Origin of the sequence: Alkalihalophilus marmarensis DSM 21297 (assembly GCF_000474275.2) — a bacterium.
Classification (GTDB): Bacteria; Bacillota; Bacilli; order Bacillales; family Bacillaceae_D; genus Alkalihalophilus; species Alkalihalophilus marmarensis.
This window is the reverse complement of sequence record NZ_ATAE01000056.1, coordinates 155,919-177,914: the sequence shown is the minus strand read 5'-3', so window position 1 is coordinate 177,914 and position 21,996 is coordinate 155,919. Positions and strand designations below refer to the sequence as shown.

The 21,996-nt window shown below is 40.7% G+C and carries 17 protein-coding genes and 1 riboswitch; of the genes, 1 reads left to right on the top strand and 16 read right to left on the bottom strand.

Going from position 1 to position 21,996, the window contains the following annotated elements; translation table 11 throughout:
• The 13 genes from thiT to A33I_RS18410 all read right to left on the bottom strand — a co-directional run bounded on the left by thiT (position 1) and on the right by A33I_RS18410 (position 17,467).
• Complete coding sequence (gene thiT, locus A33I_RS18470; RefSeq protein WP_022629801.1) at positions 1 to 564, bottom strand: energy-coupled thiamine transporter ThiT; 564 nt, start codon at positions 562 to 564, stop codon at positions 1 to 3.
• Positions 565 to 627: 63 nt separating this feature from the next.
• A riboswitch (TPP riboswitch) is annotated at positions 628 to 731 on the bottom strand.
• Between the two features lie 60 nt (positions 732 to 791).
• Positions 792 to 2,234 (bottom strand): amidase family protein, encoded by a 1,443-nt coding sequence (locus A33I_RS18465; protein ID WP_022629800.1) that lies wholly within the window; start codon positions 2,232 to 2,234, stop codon positions 792 to 794.
• A gap of 121 nt (positions 2,235 to 2,355) precedes the next feature.
• Positions 2,356 to 4,212 (bottom strand): PTS fructose transporter subunit IIABC, encoded by a 1,857-nt coding sequence (locus A33I_RS18460; protein ID WP_022629799.1) that lies wholly within the window; start codon positions 4,210 to 4,212, stop codon positions 2,356 to 2,358.
• Between the two features lie 27 nt (positions 4,213 to 4,239).
• Positions 4,240 to 5,154, bottom strand: coding sequence for a 1-phosphofructokinase (gene pfkB / locus A33I_RS18455; RefSeq protein ID WP_022629798.1), 915 nt, complete (start codon positions 5,152 to 5,154; stop codon positions 4,240 to 4,242).
• Positions 5,151 to 5,906 (bottom strand): DeoR/GlpR family DNA-binding transcription regulator, encoded by a 756-nt coding sequence (locus tag A33I_RS18450; RefSeq protein WP_041203620.1) that lies wholly within the window; start codon positions 5,904 to 5,906, stop codon positions 5,151 to 5,153. Before A33I_RS18450 ends, pfkB begins: the two co-directional genes overlap by 4 nt.
• A gap of 314 nt (positions 5,907 to 6,220) precedes the next feature.
• The gene (locus A33I_RS18445; RefSeq protein WP_022629796.1) at positions 6,221 to 8,104 is read right to left on the bottom strand and encodes an ABC-F family ATP-binding cassette domain-containing protein; all 1,884 of its coding nucleotides are present in this window, start codon (positions 8,102 to 8,104) and stop codon (positions 6,221 to 6,223) included.
• A gap of 170 nt (positions 8,105 to 8,274) precedes the next feature.
• Entirely contained in the window at positions 8,275 to 9,375 is a 1,101-nt protein-coding gene (locus tag A33I_RS18440; RefSeq protein WP_022629795.1) for a nitric oxide synthase oxygenase, read from the bottom strand.
• Positions 9,376 to 9,491: 116 nt separating this feature from the next.
• A complete protein-coding gene (locus A33I_RS18435; protein WP_022629794.1) occupies positions 9,492 to 9,974 on the bottom strand; it encodes a glutathione peroxidase in 483 nt (160 codons plus the stop codon).
• A gap of 404 nt (positions 9,975 to 10,378) precedes the next feature.
• Positions 10,379 to 11,095, bottom strand: a complete 717-nt coding sequence (gene treR, locus A33I_RS18430) for a trehalose operon repressor (RefSeq protein WP_022629793.1) — start codon at positions 11,093 to 11,095, stop codon at positions 10,379 to 10,381.
• A gap of 24 nt (positions 11,096 to 11,119) precedes the next feature.
• Entirely contained in the window at positions 11,120 to 12,799 is a 1,680-nt protein-coding gene (gene treC / locus A33I_RS18425; RefSeq protein ID WP_022629792.1) for an alpha,alpha-phosphotrehalase, read from the bottom strand.
• A gap of 152 nt (positions 12,800 to 12,951) precedes the next feature.
• Positions 12,952 to 14,364 (bottom strand): PTS system trehalose-specific EIIBC component, encoded by a 1,413-nt coding sequence (gene treP / locus A33I_RS18420; protein ID WP_012957488.1) that lies wholly within the window; start codon positions 14,362 to 14,364, stop codon positions 12,952 to 12,954.
• Positions 14,365 to 14,622: 258 nt separating this feature from the next.
• On the bottom strand, positions 14,623 to 15,939 hold the full coding sequence (locus tag A33I_RS18415; protein ID WP_022629791.1) for a polysaccharide biosynthesis protein: 1,317 nt from the start codon (positions 15,937 to 15,939) through the stop codon (positions 14,623 to 14,625).
• A 106-nt stretch (positions 15,940 to 16,045) separates the two neighbouring features.
• The gene (locus A33I_RS18410) at positions 16,046 to 17,467 is read right to left on the bottom strand and encodes an alanine/glycine:cation symporter family protein (protein ID WP_022629790.1); all 1,422 of its coding nucleotides are present in this window, start codon (positions 17,465 to 17,467) and stop codon (positions 16,046 to 16,048) included.
• 281 nt (positions 17,468 to 17,748) lie between these two features.
• Here A33I_RS18410 and A33I_RS18405 point away from each other — a divergent pair, with 281 nt between their 5' ends.
• A complete protein-coding gene (locus A33I_RS18405) occupies positions 17,749 to 18,651 on the top strand; it encodes an EamA family transporter (RefSeq protein ID WP_022629789.1) in 903 nt (300 codons plus the stop codon).
• A 12-nt stretch (positions 18,652 to 18,663) separates the two neighbouring features.
• On the opposite strand, the gene A33I_RS18400 is transcribed toward A33I_RS18405, so the two are convergent.
• The 3 genes from A33I_RS18400 to A33I_RS18390 all read right to left on the bottom strand — a co-directional run bounded on the left by A33I_RS18400 (position 18,664) and on the right by A33I_RS18390 (position 21,804).
• A complete protein-coding gene (locus A33I_RS18400; protein WP_022629788.1) occupies positions 18,664 to 19,224 on the bottom strand; it encodes a glycerol-3-phosphate responsive antiterminator in 561 nt (186 codons plus the stop codon).
• Positions 19,225 to 19,443: 219 nt separating this feature from the next.
• Complete coding sequence (gene glpK / locus A33I_RS18395) at positions 19,444 to 20,949, bottom strand: glycerol kinase GlpK (RefSeq protein WP_022629787.1); 1,506 nt, start codon at positions 20,947 to 20,949, stop codon at positions 19,444 to 19,446.
• A 21-nt stretch (positions 20,950 to 20,970) separates the two neighbouring features.
• On the bottom strand, positions 20,971 to 21,804 hold the full coding sequence (locus A33I_RS18390; RefSeq protein ID WP_022629786.1) for an MIP/aquaporin family protein: 834 nt from the start codon (positions 21,802 to 21,804) through the stop codon (positions 20,971 to 20,973).
• Positions 21,805 to 21,996 lie beyond the last annotated feature (192 nt).

The following is a 21,996-nucleotide window of genomic DNA, read 5'->3' as shown; positions in this document are numbered from 1 at the left end:
TTAAGAAGATAACACTGTACTTGTTTTACCTGCTTTAAAAAATTGTGAGTAAGACCTTGCCAAAAATAAAATGATGGCCAAGGTAATGAGCATTTCCGGAAGCAGGTACGAAAGGTTATATAGAAAAGAATAGACACTTGGGTTCATTCCATCCGGTGCATATTGTCCAAACCAAATGACTCCGGAAACAAAGTGACTTAAGAAACGCAACACAGTAGCCAGCACTAAACCAAGAACAATATAGCTTAATTTAGGAACTGCCTGCCTTGAAGCAAATAGCCCCGCAAACCCTAACACCATAAAAGCAAGAGGATAGTCGAGCACCAACTGAACAGGATGGACAATTGTCGGTCCTGTTACGAGCCCTAGTAAACCAACGAGGAGGCCTGTTAACAGTCCAACTTTTAACCCTCGGCGGAAGGCTAGAAGAAAGATAGGAACCATCACAAGAGAAATCGAACCGCCCATCGCCCACAGCGCTCCAAATTTGACAAAGCTTAAGACAAGCGCAAGTCCTGCCATAACTGCTATTTCAATCATAATCGTTAAACGTTCCCGATTCATAAAAAAATCCCCTTTCGTTTCCACGGAGGGGATGTCATGTACACATAGTTATTCGACGTTAAATAGAATGTGCCACCACTTCCCTACGCTAGTACAAGCTAGATCAGGTTATAAGAGTTGAGGCTTCCCTCTCTCAGTCAGACAAACTGACACCCCTAGTGGAAATCATTTAATTGTTAATCTAGTGTTTAGTCTAGCATAAACATCAAAATTTAGCGACACACAGATTATAGTAATGGCTGCTTTCTTGCCTTCGTCAGCTTCTCAAATGCTTCTGCAATCTCAATTAATAATGGCTCTTGCCACGCTTTAGCAGTAAATGTTATCCCGACTGGTTCACCTGATTCTGTGTAACCCGCTGGTACAGTTATTGAAGGATAGCCGGCTTTAGCAGGGATAGCTGCCCCTAAATTATTTGGAAACACGATGACATCAAGTTGATGTTCTCTTAAAACCGCATCTATTCCTTCTGTTGCTGAAAAATATGCATCCTCATTCAGTGCTTTTAGGTAGTCTTTCTCTGTTAGTTTGCCAGAAGTCTTATCTGCCTCAATAAGTAATGACTGTCCGTACTTTAACGCTTTCTCGTGATGATTCTTATTCCAATCGATTATATCAGTAAGCGTCCGGACAGAAATAGATGAATCAAGCTCTGAGAGGTACTTATTTACATTTGCTTTAAATTCATAGGTTAATACGTTATAAGACCACTTCCTTGTACTAGAAGGTATTTTCACATCATCAATCACCTTTGCACCAGCGTGGGATAATTGTTTTAATGCTGTCTCATATACCTCCCCCTTCTCTTCTCCCAAAAGGTCCATCACCTTTTCACGGACAATACCTATACGCTTCTCATGTAAACTGCTGTTATTCAACGCCTTCAACAGCTGATCTGGTTGGTAAGGACAAACTGTTGTAATGAGATCGTCCTCGTCCTCACCCATCATTTCGCATAATAAATATACAGCGTCTCTCACAGTTCTTGCCATAGGGCCTGCCGTATCTTGCGTGTGTGAAAGCGGGATAATCCCTGATCTTGAAACTAACCCGACCGTCGGTTTAATTCCCACAATACTGTTTTGACTAGAGGGACTTAAAATCGAACCCGAAGTCTCCGTTCCAACTGCAGCAACCGCAAAGTTTGCAGCAATCGCCGCACCTGAGCCCGAACTTGAGCCGCCTACATCAAATTTCCCTATTCCATAAGGGTTTTCTGTCTGTCCTCCTCTTGAACTATATCCACTGGGCATATTTTCGGTTGACATGAAATAGGCCCACTCTGACATATTCGTCTTCCCTAAAATAACGGCTCCCGCTTCACGTAATCTCTTAACAAGAAAAGCGTCCTTTTTTGCATAAGAATGTTCTAAAACAAGCGCTCCGGCACTCGTATGCAGTTTATCTTTCGTATCAATATTATCCTTCAATAAAATGGGAATACCATGCAGCATACTCCTTTTGCCTGTTCGTGATCTCTCAGCATCAAGTGCCGCTGCAGTATGTAGAGCATCAGGGTTTATCTCTAAAACAGAAGAAAGTTGTTGATCATAAGCTGCGACTCGGTCCAAATAATATCGGGTCAGTTTTACCGCTGTTACTTCTTGCTGGTCCATCATTCTTTGAAGTTCATCTATGGTTGCCTCTAGAAAACATGTGCCATCTATCATCCTCATACCTCATTTCACTATCATTCATACAAAGTATATAGAAAAATCAGTCAACTGATCAACTAATTTTAATTAAAATAGACCAAGGCGTCTATCACCTTGGTCATTTGTTGCGTGTTTTTTATGCAACTCGTTTTTTCAATACTCCTAACATAACAGCCGTAACTACAGCTCCTATTAAAATCGCTAATCCATATAATAAGAACCCGCCTTCAACTAACGGGATAACAAATACTCCGCCGTGTGGTGCTCTTAAACCGATGCCAAACAATGCCGTCAAAGCACCTGCTACTGCAGATCCTGTAATAACAGCTGGGATGACACGTGCAGGGTCTGATGCTGCAAATGGGATAGCCCCTTCTGTAATAAATGATGCCCCTAAAATATAGTTAGTCTTTCCTGCTTCTCGTTCTTGCTTTGTAAACTTCTGTTTAAAGAATGTTGTAGCAAGTGCAATACCTAATGGAGGAACCATCCCGCCTGCCATGACAGCAGCATGCGGACCAAAATTCCCGGCATCAATCATCGCAATACCGAACGTAAATGCCGCTTTGTTAATCGGACCACCCATATCAATCGCCATCATTGCTCCGAGTATCAATCCGAGGATGACCATATTAGTTGTGCCCATACCGCCTAACCAGTTTTCAAGTCCCGTGTTAAACGCAGAAAGCGGAGTAACAAGAAGAAGCATAATCATTCCTGTTAAGAAGATATTTAAGACTGGGTAAAACAAAATTGTACGAATACCTTCTAGAGAAGCTGGCAGCCCCCTTAGCGCCCACTTCACAAGGAGAGCCAGGTACCCTGCAAGGAAACCAGCAATTAAGCCGCCTAAGAAACCAGCTTCACCATTTAATGCAATTAGTCCCCCTACCATACCAGCGGCAAAGCCAGGTCGATCAGCAATACTCATCGCAATGAAAGCAGATAATACCGGGATCATCAGGAAGAATGCATTTCCTCCACCAATCTCACTTAACATTTGGGCAAATTGATTATCAGAATCAATACCGAACATAAAGGAGATCGCAATTAAGATCCCGCCCCCAACAACAAATGGAAGCATGTTGGATACACCATTCATTAAGTGTTTATAGAATCCGTTTTTCTTAGTCCCTTCTCCTGCATTCTTTTCACCACTAGATGCACCTCTAGCTTGATAAATCGGCGCTTCACCTGCGATTGCTTGTTGAATAAGCTCTTTTGGACGTCTAATTCCATCGGTTACAGGTCCTTGAATCACAGGTTTACCAGCAAATCGGTCCATTTCAATTTTTGTATCTGCTGTAACAATAATCGCTTTTGCGTCTTTAATCTCTTGATCTGACAAGCGGTTTTTCACTCCGCTTGAACCGTTTGTTTCTACTTTAATGGATACACCTTGCTTTTTGGCTTCTTCCTTTAAGGCGTCTGCAGCCATGTAGGTATGAGCAATTCCTGTCGGACAGCCTGTAACCGCAAGGATTTGAATACCTGTTGAAGATGTGTCTTCACTCTCCCTTTCAGCCTCAATCTCTTCTTCGCTTTCTTTTTGGTCAATCGCAGCCAGGATTTCTTCTTTTGATTGCGCTTGCATTAACTTTTCACGTAATGCTTCATCCATTAAAAAGGTTGAAAGTCTTGAAAGAGTTTCTAGATGCTCATTATTTGCCCCTTCAGATGCGGCAATCATAAAGAATAAATAACTCGGCTGGCCATCTAATGCTTCATAATCAACCCCGTCTTTGGAGCGGCCAAAAGCAATAGCTGGTGTATTGACTGCACTCGTTTTAGCGTGCGGGATCGCAATGCCTTCACCGATCCCTGTTGTACTTTGTGCTTCACGGGCCTCAATAGCCTGCTTGTATTCTTTAGCATTTGATAGTCTGCCAGCTTTATCTAAGCAGTTCACCAGCTCACTAATAGCCTCTCCCTTTTTAGTGGCGCTCATATTAAGGACAATCGTTTCACTTTTTAGTAAATCTGATATTCTCATTTCTAATCACCCTCCCCCTAAGATCTTTTACTTTATATGTTTTATTTCAATACTCTCTTTTAATCTCTTCACATCTTCTAGCTCGCAGAAGCTTTTAGAAAATGCGGTAGCACTTCCGCATGCTACTGCAAAAGCAAGCTTTTCTACATCTGTTGAATCTGCTAGTACTGAATTGATAAATCCAGCTACTGTAGAGTCTCCAGCACCTACTGAATTTTGTACCTTCCCTTTTGGAGGAACAGCTGAATAAATTCCCTCTTTTGTTCCAAGCAGTGCTCCTTCACCTGCAAAAGAGATAAGAACATACTCAATTCCTTTTTCAATAAGGTGGCTGACATAGGGCAGTGCTTCATCAATATTTTTAATTTGTACTCCAAATAGCTCGCCCAGTTCATGATGATTGGGTTTAATTAATGAAGGTTTAGCCTCTATCGCTTTTCTTAAAGGTTCACCGCTTGTATCTAAGCATACAAACACCCCTCGCTCTCTAGCCGCTTCTATTAATACTTGGTATAAGTCATCATCAAGTGAACTTGGAACGCTCCCAGCAAGAACTAAGACATCCCCTTCGCTTAGCCTTTCAATCTGTCCCTTTAATTGAGTCACATGAGCTTTCGTAATAATTGGGGATGAACCGTTTATCTCAGTTTCTGTTTCACTATATAATTTGACGTTAATTCTTGAATCGCCGTGAACTTTAATGAAGTTCGTCTGAATGGACTCCGCCTCAAGTGAGGAAGCAATAAAATCTCCAGTAAACCCTCCGATAAACCCTAACGCCTCACTCTTATGTCCGAGTCGCTGTAATACTCTAGATACATTAATTCCCTTACCGCCCGGAACTTTTCTTTCGGCGTTAGAACGGTTAACGGCTCCTGCTGTAAAATGATCAACCTCCAAGAAATAATCAACTGCAGGATTAAGTGTAATCGTATAAATCATGATGGAAATACCTCTACTTTCGTTGCTTGGCTTATCTGGTTACGCAGTTCAGAATCAATTTGGGCACTTGTTAGAATGACGACTTCTTTCACATCGGCAAATTTTGAAAAGGATACTTCACCAAACTTCGTATGATCAGCTAACACAAAACTTTCGGCAGCAAGCTTGATCGCTTCTTCTTTAATAAAGGCCTCTTCTGGATCGGGCGTTGTACAGCCATCTTTCAAGCTTATACCATTCGTACCAATGAACGCTTTGTCAAAACGAAACCCTCTTAATGATTGAATCGCACCACGGCCAACAAATGCTCTCGTTCCTTTTTTCACATATCCTCCGACCACATGGGTTTCAATTTCTGCTTCAAGCAGCTCTGCAATATTATTCAACCCATTTGTGACAACGACGATATCCTTGCCTTTAAGAAAAGGAATCATTTCAACCGTACTCGTACCAGCATCTAGAAAGAGACAATCTCCTTCTTCAACTAAGTCTGCCGCTTTTTTAGCGATCATCTGCTTTTCTTGACGGTTTTTGACTGTTTTTTCTGCTACAGTCGGCTCAACCAGCTTCTTTTGAAATAATGTTGCTCCGCCATGTATGCGCTTTAATTTCTTTGATTGCTCTAGTTCCTTTAAATCTCTTCTAATAGTGGACTCAGAAGACCCTGTTATTTCAATGATTTCTTGAATTTTTATTGTTTCTTTTTCTTTCAGCAATGAAAGAATCGTTTCTTGACGTTCGATCGTAAGCATCATTAAACACCTCTTACGTTATTAATTACTATGAGTATACAACCAAATTCATTTATAATCAATCAAAAACATTCAATTATTCGTTCAAAATCAATCAACTCAATCAAAAAAAGCAACCATCTTTGGTTGCTTTTGTATTATTTGTTATAAACCAGTACTTGATTCCGGCCTTTTTTCTTCGCTTGATACATTGCTTGGTCCGCCCAGTCAAAGAGCATTTTACTGTCCCTGCAATGTTCAGTTCCTTCTCACTACATTGTATCGTATTACGTCGATTATGCGAGGGCTTTGTACAACTTCTTTATACCTTTTTTCTAACCTTGAAGCTCTTCAATGAGTATAGAGAGTTCTTCCCAGCGTTCCATCGTATGATTCAGCTCAGTTTCAACCTTTTCTTTCTCACTCATCAATTCACTTATTTTCCCGTAGTCACTTCCTGCTTTAGTAATCGCTTCTTCTAGCTCTGCTGTTTTCATTTCGAGCTTCTCAATTTTCTCTTCAATACCGTCCCACTCTTTTTGCTCGTGGTAAGACAATTTACGTTTTGTTTTTTCTACTTTAGGTGCTTCTGTTTTCTCTTTCACTTTTTGAAGAGCTGCATCTTCTTCTTGTGATTGAAGAAAGTCGCTATAATGTCCTTGGAAACGCTCTATGCTGCCTTCTCCTTTAAAGACAAGCAAATGATCAACCACCCGATCGAGAAAATAGCGGTCATGCGAAACGGTGACAACGACACCCGGGAACTGATCTAGGTAATCTTCAAGGACAGAAAGAGTTTGTGTATCAAGATCATTTGTCGGCTCATCAAGGAATAACACATTCGGCTCTCCCATCAGGATTTTCAAAAGATACAATCGACGCTTCTCACCGCCTGATAAACGTCTTACATACGTATACTGCATCGAACGAGGAAATAAGAAACGCTCAAGCATTTGCTCGGCTGTAATGACCTCATGATTAACAGTATGAACAACCTCCGCCACTTCTTTTATATAGTCAATAACACGAAGGCCTCCATCAATCTCTTCATCCTCTTGAGTGTAATATCCAATTTTGACTGTTTCACCAACAAGAACCTCGCCGCTTGTTGGTTTTACTCTGCCTGCGAGCAGTTGAAGCAGCGTCGTTTTCCCGCTTCCATTAGGGCCGACAATTCCAAGTCGTTCACCTTTTACGATCAAATAATTCAAATTTGTTATTAACTGTTTATCCCCAAAATGCTTTGTTAAACCTTTTACTTCAAGCACTTGCTTGCCGAGTCTCGTTGAACCGATAGCAAAATCAAACTCACGATTCAAAAACTCAGGTGTATCTTCTTTCAGCTCATCTACCCGCTGAATTCTTGCCTTCTGTTTTGTCGTTCTTGCCTTCGCCCCGCGGTGCAGCCAAGCAAGCTCTCTTCTTAAGAGATTTTGGCGCTTTCTTTCCTGCGTATGCTCTTGTTCTTCTCGTTCCGCTTTCAATGAAAGATATTCTTCATAATTCCCCTCATATGTATGAAGCCTGCCACGGTCAAGTTCAATCATCTTATTTGTGACGCGCGTTAAGAAATAACGATCATGCGTAATGACGATAAATGCCCCGCGGTACTGAGCGAGGAACCCTTCAAGCCATTCAATCACTGCATGGTCTAAGTGGTTAGTCGGCTCATCTAATAATAGAAGGTCCGCTGGCTGAATTAGTGCTTTCGCAATCGCAACCCGTTTTTTCTGTCCGCCAGAAAGGGAATCTACTTTTTCCGTGTAATCCGTTATACCAAGCTTCGATAAAATTGTCTTAGCAGTCGTATTCGCTTCCCAAGCATCAAGCTCGTCCATTTTCTGCTGCAGCTTCATTAAGGAAGCTAATTTCTTTTCATTAGCCGGATCACGTTCAAGCTCTAAGACCATTTCTTCATATGCTCTCATCGTCTTCATAATTGGTGAGTCTCCGTAATAGATCTGCTCAAGCACAGTTAACCCTGCTTCAAGCTCCGGCTGCTGCGGCAAATATTCAATCTGAAAATCATTCGCATGAATTAATTCGCCTGAATCCATTCCCTCAATTTTAGCAAGCACCTTCAATAGAGTTGATTTTCCAGTGCCGTTTATTCCGATCAATCCAATTCTCTCTTTTTGATTAATTGTAAATGAAAGATCATCGAAAAGAGTTTTATCCCCATATGTTTTGGTTAAATGCTCTACTTGTAAAATGCTCATTCTATCCGTCCTTTTCTGCGTAACTTCACAATATATTTATGCTGTCTAACATTTTATCTTTTACTGCTTCTTAATTGTATCGTAACGACCAATCCCTTGCACCATCATATAAAAAAGCATCCTTTCTCATTGCCGGACACTTTTGCCAGACACAATAAGAAAGCATACTTTTACTTGTAAGGCTGCTCTTGATAAAAATAATTCGGACTTACTACTTTATTATCGTAATCTTTATGGAAAATATGAGTTGCTGCAGGAGACATTGGCGGGATCAGCCAGCTCCACATCCCAGTAACCGGTCTGCCAGCATCCTCTTCTCTTTCCTCAAATCGCTTGAACTGCTTGGCTGCTGTGTGGTGATCCACAATGCTCACTCCTGCTTCTTTAAAAGAATAAAGCACCGCACGATTTAATTCAACCAGCGCTTCATCCCTCCATAAATAAGCTTCTCTCTCAGAATTGAGCCCAAGAATCCCCGCCACTTTTGGCAGCATATGATATCTTGTTTCATCTGCCAAATTCCTTGCTCCAATTTCAGTTCCCATATACCAGCCATTAAAAGGGGCTGCGACATAATCAATGCCCCCGATCTCAAGCCGCATATCTGAAATAAACGGCACACCATACCATTTTAAGTTCAACCCCTTAAATTGGGGCTTTGCCGGGTGAGTAATCGGCACTTCCATGATGCAATCTTTTGGAATCTCAAACCACTTTGGCGTCCGCTTGCCGCATTGAATGACTAGAGGCAGCACATCAAAAGGGGTCCCTTCTCCCTTCCAGCCAAGTTCCTCACATTGCTTCGTAAAGGCAATAGAAGCAGGGTCTCCAATAGTTCCACTCTCTGTTTCATACCCTGCATAACGAATTAATTGATGGTTCCAGATGCGGACCGGTACCTGATTGTTCGATGCAGGCTTAAAAACCGTTATAGTTGGGATGACTTTGCCTTCATTTGTCGCATAGGTTAAATGATAAAAAAGAGCGTCAGCAATCTCTTCCTCCTTACTCAAGCCTCTCTCATCAAGAACATGCATTGATTCCCAAAATAAACGTCCGATGCAGCGGTTACTGTTTCTCCATGCCATTTTTGCACCGTGCCTGAGCTCTTCTCTCGTGTGTGTATATGTACCCGTTTGCTCAATTTCTTGATTTACTTCATCTATCCGATCGTTTAATTGTATACTAGATAAGCCCAGTTCTGAGTAACATTGAGTTAAAAAGGAAGCCGCTTCACTCTTTAAATTAGTTGGATGATTACTCACATTCATTCCCTCGCCACCTTTATGATTCCTTTCTTAATATGATCCCGTTTTCTTATGATATCTATTTTACAGACAAAAAAGCTATTTGAATCATTAAAATGTATCCAAATAGCTACGATTTATTATTCGCCTAATAGTTCCTTAATTTCATCTTCCATTTTCTCAGGAGAAGTATTCGGTCCAAACCGTTTGACGACTTCACCATCTTTATCAACTAAGAATTTAGTAAAGTTCCATTTAATTTCTGAACTGAGCAGACCTTTTTGTTCTTTTTTAAGATGTTTGTAAAGTGGATGAGCATCCGATCCGTTCACATTAATTTTGGCAAATAACGGGAAAGTCACTCCAAAATTGATCTCACAAGCTTCTGTCATTTGTTCATCACTAACAGGCTCTTGGTTCATAAACTGGTTGCACGGAAAGCCAAGCACTGCCAATCCTTTGTCTTTGTACTGCTGGTGCAGCTTTTCTAACCCTTTAAATTGTGGAGCAAGGCCGCATTTTGTCGCTGTATTTACAATTAGCATTATTTGACCTTTGTAAATCGATAAAGAGACTTCTTCCCCTTTAGTCGACTGAACAGTAAAGTCATGTACGCTTGACATGGTTGTGTTCCTCCTTATAAAAACATTTGCATGAAATGTACAAATACATTATACAAAAACCATACACAACTACCTAATATATTGCTCGGATCAGATACAAACTGTCTAGGTGCTTAATTTTTGGCTAAGCTGCTGCTATTGTATATTTTCAAACCGTTTATGCGTCTGTCAGACAGCCGATTGCGCTTGTTCCCGGAGCAATTGCGTCATTAGCTGGCACAATTGCTCCGATCCCACGTTATTGCGCCTATCACGTCTTATTGCCCTGTTTCATCAGCATATTTCATCCACTTTACCCGGAATTTTATTCTTGTAGAGCGGAATTGCGTCAATCAATCATTACTCATTCCCTCACCCCAAAAACATGAAAAGAGCTGTCCCTATTAGGAAACAGCTCCTTCTCCTTATTTTGCACGTCTAGCAAAATCGACAAAGCGAAATTTATCTGGTCTATGTCGTGATTCGGTATACTGAAAAAGTTTGGCATCATCAAGATAGACATGACTTTTGACGACTACGACATTTGAATAGCCTTCAAGGTCAAGCAGCTCCATATCTTCCTCCGTCGGCTCTTCTACGGTAATTTCTTTTTTAGCAAAGCTGACGACAAGTCCAAGTTCTTCTTCAATATGAGCATAGATCGACTCTTCACAATCTTTCTTGGTTAAAACAGGCACCAAGTCAACTCGTAAGAAATCTTTGTCTAAAATAATTTTCTCCCCATCGATCTCACGGACACGAGCAACCGACCAAACCTCTTCACCATCCACGGCTTGAAGATGTTCGCGTAGAAAATCATTTACACGGTCACGACTAAAGGTTACAACTGTTGTTTTTGCACGCTTTCCCATTTTATCAGCCAGCTCCTTAAAGCTGACAAGTCCTGAAATAGGAAAGTCAATTTTACTAATATCTAAAACAATCGAGCCTTTCCCTTGAACCTTTTGAATGTAACCATGCTCAGATAAAAGCTTTAATGCTTTACGGATTGTTTCCCTGGAAGCCTGATACGTATCAGCTAACTCATTTTCTGATGGAAGCAGTTCACCAGCTTGAATCATTCCTTTTTGAATCTCTGTTGCTAATTGATCATAGATTAACCTAAACTTGTTCTTTGTCATGATTTACCACCCAACAGTATTTTATCACGATTTCTGTAAGTGATAAACGAGTGATTCGTAAGGACGGAGTGCTGTTAATTCAGATACTTCGGATGAATCATCATAATTGGATATCAGTAATTTCGATTGGTCATAACCCTCTATGATGGAATCTAATTTTACCGACGCTTCCTTCCCGTAGAAATTATTAACGACAAGCAGAAGCTCACCTTCGTATTCACGTACGTAAGCAAAGATCTGATCATCATCTTCTAAGATTAACTTATAGTTTCCATAAGTAATCACATCGTACTCTTTACGCAGCTGAATTAAGTTTTTGTAGTGATAAAAAATGGATGAAGGGTCAGCAACAGCATTTTCAGCGTTAATTTGCTTATAGTTATCACTTACGCCAATCCACGGAGTTCCTGTTGTAAATCCGGCATGCTCATCAGTATTCCATTGTACCGGAGTTCTTGAATTATCACGGGATTTGCGCTTAATGATCTCCATAATTTCCGCTTCATCAATGCCTTTTTCTTTCATGATTTTGTAGTAATTTAGTGTTTCTACATCACGATACTGATCGATGGATGTAAACTTAGGGTCAGTCATTCCAAACTCTTCGCCTTGATACACATAAGGTGTTCCTTGCATCATATGAACGGTTGTAGCAAGCATTTTGGCAGACTCTTTATGAAATTCTTGATCATTTCCATAGCGAGTCACAACGCGCGGCTGATCATGGTTGCACCAGAACAATGCATTCCAGCCTCCACCTTTGTGCATTTCCACTTGCCATTTAGTTAAGATCTGCTTTAGTGCCTGAAAATCAAAATCAGCAATAGCCCATTTCTCCCCATTTGGATAATCAACTTTCAAATGGTGGAAATTAAAGGTCATGCTAAGTTCATTTCGGTCTGGATTTGAGTATTTAATACAATGATCAATTGAAGTAGATGACATTTCACCTACAGTCATACTATCGTATTTTGAGAGCACTTCACGATTCATCTCCTGTAAATATTCATGCACACGCGGACCATCTGTATAAAATTTTCGTCCATCACCAGGTGCGACAGATCCATCATCATTAGGGAAAGACTGGTCTTTGGAAATTAAGTTAATTACATCTAATCTAAATCCATCAATTCCTTTATCAAACCAGAAGTGCATCATATCATATACATGCTTGCGAAGCTCTTCATTTTCCCAGTTTAAGTCAGCTTGAGTAACATCAAACAGGTGCAAGTAATATTGCTCTGTTTCAGGATCCCACTTCCAAGCATTCCCTCCAAACTTAGACTGCCAATTCGTCGGCTCAGCACCATCTACAGGATCCTTCCAAATATAAAAATCACGATATTTATTGTCTTTTGATTGCTGAGATTCCTTAAACCATTGGTGCTCTGTTGATGTATGGTTTACTACTAAATCCATAATTAGTTTCATTCCACGATTATGTGTTTCACTTAATAATCGATCAAAGTCTTCCATCGTCCCATACTCACCATGAATGGAATAGTAATCACTAATATCATATCCATTATCTTTTTGAGGAGACGCATATACCGGAGTTAACCACAGAACGTCTACTCCTAAATCTTTTAGATAATCTAGCTTTTCAATAATACCTTGTAAGTCACCTACACCATTTCCAGTTGTATCATTAAAGCTCTTAGGATAGATTTGGTAAACGACTGATTTTCTCCACCATTCATTCATGTTATCTACACACCTTTCTAATCATCAATAACTTGTATATACAAGTTTACCTTTATTGCGTTTAAAAAACAAGAAAGCCATTTGTACTCAGCCTTTATTCACTTTGAATAAGCTGATCTACAAATGGCTTCACGTACAATGCAACCCTTTACTTACAGGTTTGGCTTGCGGATTTTTGCAAATAAGAACGTTAATACAATCGGTACAATAAATGCGATCGCCATACCAATGGAGAAGACCATCCATTTTCCGCTTGTAATCGAGAATACTGCTGGCAGTCCGCCGACACCAATAGCTGGGGCAGTCACCGCATTAAGAGTAATCCATACTGCTGCAAGGGCCGAGCCGATAATTGCACAGATGAATGGGAAACGGTAACGAAGGTTTACCCCAAACATCGCTGGTTCTGTAATACCAAGATAGGCTGACACTGCAGATGTAAATGATAGTCCTTTAACTTTGTCATCACGTAGCACAAAGTACATCGCTAGCGCTGCAGAACCTTGAGCAATATTTGATAAGGCCACAATCGGCCATAAGAATGTTGCACCTGTACTTCCGATTAACTGTAGATCAACCGCAAGGAATGTGTGGTGCATACCTGTAATAACCAGCGGCGCATAAATCGCACCATATAACAAGCCGCCAATCGCAGCGAAGTTATCAAAAATACCTACAAATAAATCTGTAATCCCATTACCGATCGCAAAAGTAATTGGACCAATAACAATGAAGGATAAGAAGCCAGTAACAAGAAGAGCAATAGGTGCTACAACTAATAGCTGAAATCCATCAGGAATACGTTTTTTAAGGGCAATTTCAATTTTTGCAAGGACAAATGATGCAATTAAGATCGGAAGAACCTGACCTTGGTATCCAACTTGCGCTATATCAAGTCCAAACAAGTTCCAATAAGGAATTTCTCCTGCTTCTAGTGCTTCCCCGTAAGCCCAAGCATTCAATAAATCTGGGTGAACGAGCATTAAACCGAGTACAACCCCGAGGAGTTCATTCCCGCCAAACCGCTTGACCGCTGACCAACCGATTAGTGCCGGCAAGAAGACAAAGGCGGTATTAGCAATTAGGTGAATGATGTTCGCGAAATCTGCCCATTGCGGGAACATCTCAACAACCGATTCACTTCCAAAGATCCCAGGTGCTGTCAGAATGTTGTTGATCCCCATTAACAAACCAGCTGTAACAATCGCAGGAAGGATTGGGATAAACACATCAGCTAGTACTTTTATAGCACGCTGTATGGGATTTAGATTCTTAGCTGCTGCTGTCTTAGTTTCTTCTTTAGACGCTTCAGAAATACCAGCAAGGACAACTAATTCTTTAAATACCTTATCGACTAAGCCTTGTCCAATAATGACTTGGAACTGCCCATTTGTTGAAAATGAACCTTTAACAATGTCGATATTTTCTAGTTTTTCTTTGTCCACTTTCCCTTCATCATGTAAAGCAAAACGCAGACGAGTTACACAATGTGTAGCTGAAGCAATATTCTCTTTACCACCGATAGCCTCAAGTATTTGCTTAGCAGCTTCTTTGTTAGCACTCATTTTCCTTCCCCCTCTGTTAACGTTTTCATTTCCTTCGTAAAAATGAAAAATGACATCGTTTTTTCCTATAGTGTTTCTTAACTACAAATAAATATGTGTCTTGTCTATATTTGTATATACATGTCTTGATTACGTTTTCATTTTATCTTGTATATACAACTTCGTCAATCTTTTTTTTCGACAAATTTTTCACTTTCTTCTCTTTACCCTGAATAAAAAAAGATGAACACGAATGTGCTCATCAAGGTTAAAAATATTTTAAGCTTGTTTTCTAAGCAATATGCTTAAGTGAATTTTCTTGGTGATGGTCATATAGTGCATTAAGGTGAGCAATACTGCCCCTAGATTCATCCCGATAATGATCCCGCCCATTCCAAATTCCGGACGGGAACCTAGGACAAACATCAAAATAAAAGATAAAGTGGTAGACCACACAGCGTGCCAGAATGCATCTTTAACAAGTCCGAGTCCAATTAAGTACGCCTGCATCGGCATCACAAAGTAATGGAATAGAAAATAAGGAACGAGCAGCTGCAAATACCCTGCAGCAGGAGAATCTTCAAAAAAGAGACTTGTCAGCGGTTCTGCATAGAAATAAAATACGTAGACAGCAGGAATGCCATACAGAAAAGTCGTCAGCATCACTCGTCTAAGTAATTTCTGAAGCCTCTCTATGTCTCCTTTAGAATAGGCTTCGGACACAGCGGGAATAAGGACAATTAATAATGAATGAGCAATGAAAGCTGGGAAAAAGCCAATCGTAAAGGCAACGCCTGCAAGCTTGCCGTACTGAACCATCGCCATGGTATCTATCATCCCAGCTCTAACTAAAGCTTCTTTAATGAGAAACGGTTTAACAGCAAAAGAAGCGGCGTGAAATATTCTCAATCCTGTGGTCGGCAAGGACACCTGGAGCAGTGATCTGCGTACAGAACTCCCTGAGAGCTTAGCTTGCGGCTGCTTTTTTAATGTGTTCATCTGTAAGTAAAAAGATATAAGTAAGTAGGTAAGTACAATCATTTCGGTGGCAATAAGCGCACATAATGAAACAAATATCGCCGTACCCACTTCAAATGAAAACAAAGAAAAAACTAGAACTAACAACACAAGCTGGCCAGCTCGCCTTAAAAAGTTGGCCGCAGCCACTTTTCTCATATTCTGAGCACCCATAAAATATCCTCTAGCAACGGAGGAAAAGGCAATAATCGGGATTAAAGTAATAAAAAGCATCGGTGTAGCTGGATGATAGTGGTTAAATAAAGGAATCATCGGCAAAATTACAAAAGCTAGTACAACAAAAACGACAGTACATACCGATGCAAAACGCAGGGCATGAGAAAGCATGCTTCGGTGGTAAATGGCTTCTTTTTCCGCTACAAATTTTGAAATAGATATAGGCAGCTCTAAACTGGCAATGACGACGACAAATAAAACGGTAGGAAGGATCGACATATATAACCCTAGTCCTTCTTCCCCTAATTCTCTTGCAAGTACCATATTGATCAAAAACTCTAAGCACTCACCAACAAACGCGACAATAATCAGTAAAACAGCACCTTTAACAAACGTATTCATACAAGCCCCACTCCCTCACCTTCTTATATATGAGACAAGTAGAGAGAATATGGGTCCTTTTTACAATCAAAAAAACACCTACGGATAAGTAGGTGTCTAAAGGGAATTACTGGCGGTCTCTCTCCGCTTGTTCATCCCAGCATTCTGTATTTTTCAAACCAGTAATATTTCTTGCATAAAACACAGGATTTTTCCCTGCCTTGCGCTGAGATGTGTAATCTTTCAACACATCAAGCGCTACCTTACCAATGAGGAAGATCACGACTAAGTTTAATACAGCCATTAATCCCATAAATAAATCTGCCATGTTCCACACAAGAATAATTTCTGCAACAGAGCCGAACAGAACCATTAGTAATACAGCTACACGATAAACGGTTTTCCACGCAGAGCTCTCGCGAATGAATTCAATATTTGTTTCACCATAATAGTAGTTACCGATGATTGAACTAAAGGCAAACAATAAGATAGCAATCGCTACAAAGCTTGGTGCCCACGAGCCAATATGCTGTGTTAGCGCACTTTGCGTTAATACAATTCCATTTGATTCACCTGTTTGATACACATCTGTAAGAAGGATCATGAAAGCCGTTGCCGAACAAATGATCATCGTATCAACAAATACTCCAAGGGATTGTACTAATCCTTGTTTAGCCGGGTGGCTTACATTTGCCGTTGCTGCAGCATTCGGCACACTACCCATACCGGCTTCATTCGAGAATAAACCACGGCGTACCCCTTGCATAATGGCAGCACCGATTCCTCCTCCAATGATTTCATTAATTCCAAATGCATTAGTGATAATTAAGTTGAAAACAGCTGGAATTTGCGTGAAGTTTGTAATAACGATAAAGAAGGCAATCACTAAATAAATAATAGCCATCACTGGAACAACAATCTGTGTCACACTTGCAATTCGTTTAACGCCGCCAAAAATAACTAAGCCTGCTAATCCCGCAACAATAATACCTATCACAAAACGATCAAAATTAAATGCGTTTTCAAAAGCCAGCGTAATTGTGTTAGCTTGTACCGCATTAAAGATCAAGCCAAAACATAGAGTAATTAAAACAGCAAAAATAATTCCTAAGCCACGTTTATTTAAAGCCTTCTCCATGTAATAAGCCGGCCCGCCGCGGAACTGCTCACCGTCTCTAACTTTATACACTTGTGCTAACGTACTTTCAATAAAAGCTGTTGCCATACCAATAAGTGCTACTACCCACATCCAAAAAATCGCACCAGGTCCCCCAAGCGCAATTGCAATGGCAACCCCTGCTAAGTTACCAGTACCTACACGGGAAGCCGTACTGATCGTAAACGCTTGGAAAGCAGATATTCCTTTGTTACCATCTTTTTTCTCTGTGATCACTCGGAACATCTCACCAAAAAGTCTTACTTGTACAAACTTCGTAACAATGGTGAAGTATACGCCAAGCCCAAGCAGCAATGCAATTAAGACGTACGTCCACAGCAGGTTATTTCCGCCATCAACGATCCAGTTTAACCCGTTTAAAATACTCTCCAAATTTACTCACCTCTTTAATTTAGTATCTTGTCTATTATAAACAAGCATTCTGTAAAACGATATTTTTCTGAAATTTCAAAATACACAACCCTTATATTGACAGGTCTCTCTTCCCCTCTTACAATAAAATTAACAGATGAACACATAAGACAATCATTTTTATATCAAAACCTAGTTTATAGGAAGTGGATTTTTCTAAGAGAATCATCTCTTATTTTCGCCACACAACTGCTTTTTGGCAGCTGTGTGGCTTTTTTATTTTGAAGGGAGAGTTTCGAGATATGAAATCATGGATATACCCCATCCTTATCTTAATCGGCGGATGCTGTTTAGGAATCTTATCAACGTTCGTTAAGCTGGCATATGGTGCAGGATACACTCTTAGTATTGTGACACTAAGTCAATTTGCTTTCGGCATTGTTTTCCTCTGGATTATTTTCCTCTTTTCTCCAAAAGTTAAACTGCCTATTACATCCATTTTGACGATGTTTGCAGCAGGTATACCGATGGCTTTAACAGGCTTATTTTATTATCAAGCTCTAGAAACACTGGATGCTTCCCTTGCTATCATCTTTCTTTTTCAATTTGTCTGGGTAGGGTCCTTACTTGAATGGCTCTTACAAAAGAAGCGTCCGAGCAAAGTAAAGCTGGTCTCGATTGCTGTCTTGTTAGGTGGATCTGTTCTTGCAGCTGGGATTGGGACGAACGGAGGCTCATCTTTTACTTGGATCGGAGCCTTTTGGGGATTTCTATCATCCATCACCTTTTCTTTATTTGTGTACTTAAGCAGTTCAGCAGGCACACATCTTCCTGCTATTCAGCGCAGTACACTATTTGCTACAGGAAGCTTTATTTTAGTTCTCTTTATTTTTCCGCCGACGGTCGTTCTTCACACACCGTTATCAAGTGATATTGTGTTCTATGGATTAATGTTAGGTTTATTCGGAGTCGCCCTGCCTCCATTATTATTTTCCATTGGCATGCCGCATGTCGGCTCGGGTCTTGGAACAATACTGACGTCGGCCGAACTGCCTGTCGCTGTTATGATGTCCTATTTCGTACTTGGCGAAGCGGTTTCCATTTTTCAATGGCTCGGTGTCATCATTATTTTTCTAGGAATTATGGTTGGAAACCAAAAAACCGTCTCTGGCAAGATTCAAGCAAACGAAAAGGCTGCGAGTTAATTCGCAGCCTTTTTAGTCGCCCATATTAAATTTCCATAAGTCTTCTCTAGAGGTTGTAATGGCTACCGCTCCTGCCTCAAACGCTCTCGTGGCATCCTCTTCTGTTTCAATTAACCCTCCCGTTATGACTTCAGTCTTCGTGTCCTTTCTGACCTTCTCGATATAGTGAGGAATCACGCCTGGAAGGACTTCAATAAAATCCGGCTCTATCTGTTCAACCAGCTTATAGCTTGTCTCTAGGGCAATCGTATCTAATAAAAATAAACGCTGGATAGCTAATACGTTATTTTTCTTAGCTGTTCTAAGCACATCGCCTCTCGTTGAAATAAGACCGGCCGGTTTAATTTGCTGACATAAAAACTCAGTGGAATATTTATCATTTCTCAGCCCTTGAATCATATCAGCGTGAAGAATCACTTTTTTATTAGCCCTTTTCGTTTGATTCATGACTGCACCAAGCTGAGCAATATGAAGATCTAACATGACCATATATTCGTCATTATTAGATAACACCTTTTCAAAATCTTTCATCCGCTTGATGGCGGGCAGCACTTTTTGACCGTTAAAGTTCATATGGTTCACCCTTACTTTACGTAATAATTAATGGAAGCAAGATAAAAAAGGACCACAACTAAACTTGATCAATTCATTAACGTATCACTTAACGAAAATCATTAATCAAAAAAGTTGCAGTCCTCTCCTCATAGACTCTTTATTAACTTACCCCAAGTATAGCAAGTCTTATTTATCTCGTAAATAATAACCGGCTTTATGGGCGTCAGAGTGCAGGAACTATTTTGCTTTTGGTTTAAATCCCATTGTTGATTTAACAGCTTGCTTCCAGCCATCATATAAAGGCTGCCGCACGTCATCGTCCATCTCTACTTCAAACGAGCGATCGATCTTCCAATTATCAGCAATTTCTTGTTTATCTTCCCAGAAGCCTACAGCAAGTCCAGCAAGATAAGCAGCACCTAGAGCAGTCGTTTCATTTACCACCGGACGCTCAACCGGCACATTTAGAATATCACTTTGGAACTGCATTAAGAAATTATTTTTAACAGCACCGCCATCTGCACGAAGCTTCCTTAGGTTAATTCCTGAATCAGTTTCCATTGCCTGTAGCACGTCCTTTGTTTGATAAGCCAATGACTCAAGCGTCGCACGAATGAAGTGCTCTTTTGTAGTGCCTCGAGTCAACCCAAACACTGCCCCGCGAGCTTCACTATCCCAGTATGGCGTTCCAAGACCAACGAAAGCCGGAACCATATACACTCCGTCAGTAGAGTCTACTTTTGCTGCATATCCTTCTGTATCCGATGCTTGATTAACCATGCGCATCCCATCACGCAGCCATTGAATAGCAGAACCTGCAACAAAAATACTTCCTTCTAGCGCATATTCAACTTTTCCATCTAGTCCCCAAGCGATCGTTGTTAAAAGACCGCTCTTAGATGGTACGGCTTTATCTCCTGTATTCATTAACATAAAGCAGCCTGTACCATACGTGTTTTTAGCCATTCCTTTTTCAAAGCAAGCCTGTCCAAAGAGTGCCGCTTGTTGGTCGCCGGCAGCACCTGCAATCGGAATTTGTTCTCCAAAGAAATGATAATCAACCGTTTCCCCGTATACTTCAGAAGAAGAGCGAACATCAGGCAGCATCGTTTTTGGAATCGTTAATATCTCAAGCAGCTCATCATCCCATTTTAAGTCATAGATGTTGTACATTAGTGTTCGAGATGCGTTTGTGTAATCTGTAACATGCGCCTTGCCGCCGCTTAATTTCCAAATCAACCACGTATCAATCGTACCGAATAGTAAATCTCCAGCTTCCGCCTTCTCTCTTGCCCCGTCCACGTTATCAAGAATCCATTTTACTTTCGTACCGGAGAAGTACGCATCAATTAACAATCCAGTTTTGCTGCGGAATAACTCATTATGCCCGCTTGCTTTCAATTCTTCACAAATGTCTGCTGTCTGCCTTGATTGCCAAACCACTGCATTATACACAGGCTTTCCAGTATGCTTGTCCCACACAACGGTCGTCTCGCGCTGATTTGTAATGCCGATCGCAGCAATCTCACCAGGTGTCACATCCGCTTCAGATAAAACGCTTGCAATAACCGAGAGTACCGAACCCCAAATTTCATTCGCATCATGCTCTACCCAGCCTGGCTTTGGAAAGTGCTGTGTAAATTCCTTTTGTGCAGAATGAACAATTCCTCCTTTTTTATCAAATAGGATAGCACGCGAGCTTGTTGTTCCTTGGTCGATTGATAGAATATATGTTTTCTCCATGTCTTCCCTCTCCTTTAAATGTTATGAAACGTTTTCTGCGTTATTTTGATAATGTGTTGTTACCTTTGATTCAGATGGCATCCATTTTGACGCTGCACTAATAGTGATAAGAAGTGCAATAAGAATAAATAACGGTACAACTGATCCACCGTTAAACATAATGTGATAGAACTGTGCTCCTAACACACCTCCAATTGCAGGTCCTGCAATCGGCACCCATGCATACTTCCAGTTCGATGAGCCTTTTCCTGCTATCGGAAGAAAGAAATGTGCTATACGCGGCCCAAGATCCCTTGCCGGGTTAATAGCATAACCAGTAGTGCCTCCTAGTGACAACCCAATGGCTACGATAAGGAACCCGACAATTAAAGGATTTAACCCTTCTGTAAATTGATTCGCTCCAATAGCAAGCAGCCCAAACAATAATACAGCCGTTCCAATCGCCTCACTAATTAAGTTAGATGGCGTATGCGCAATTGCTGGATCTGTTGAGAAAACCGCTAATTTTGCCCCTTGATCCTTTGTTTCTCTCCAATGTGGCAGATAATGAATAAAGACAATGCACGCACCAATAAATGCACCAATAATTTGAGCGATGATATACCCTGGAACTAAACTCCAAGAAAATTCTCCTACCGAAGCGAGTCCTAGCGTTACAGCAGGGTTTAAATGTGCTCCGCTGATTCCACCGACCGCATATACAGCAAAAGCTACGGCAAATCCCCATCCAAATGTAATGACAATCCAGCCAGAGTTTTCAGCTTTTGACTTTTTAAGTACGACGCCGGCTACAACCCCTCCACCAAAAATAATTAAAACCATTGTACCAATTAATTCAGCTAAATAGACACTCATACATCTCTCCCCTTTCTTGGAAGCGGTTACCGATGGGTACAAAAAAAGAGACAACTTTTTGCGAGGTACGATCTTAGTAGATCGCATCTCGCAAAAAGCTGCCTCTCAATTGAACTCATCAGCTTCAATATAAACTTGCCTATAATATACATGACTCTATGAATCTTGTAAAGAGGTCTTTAAAAAAAGGGA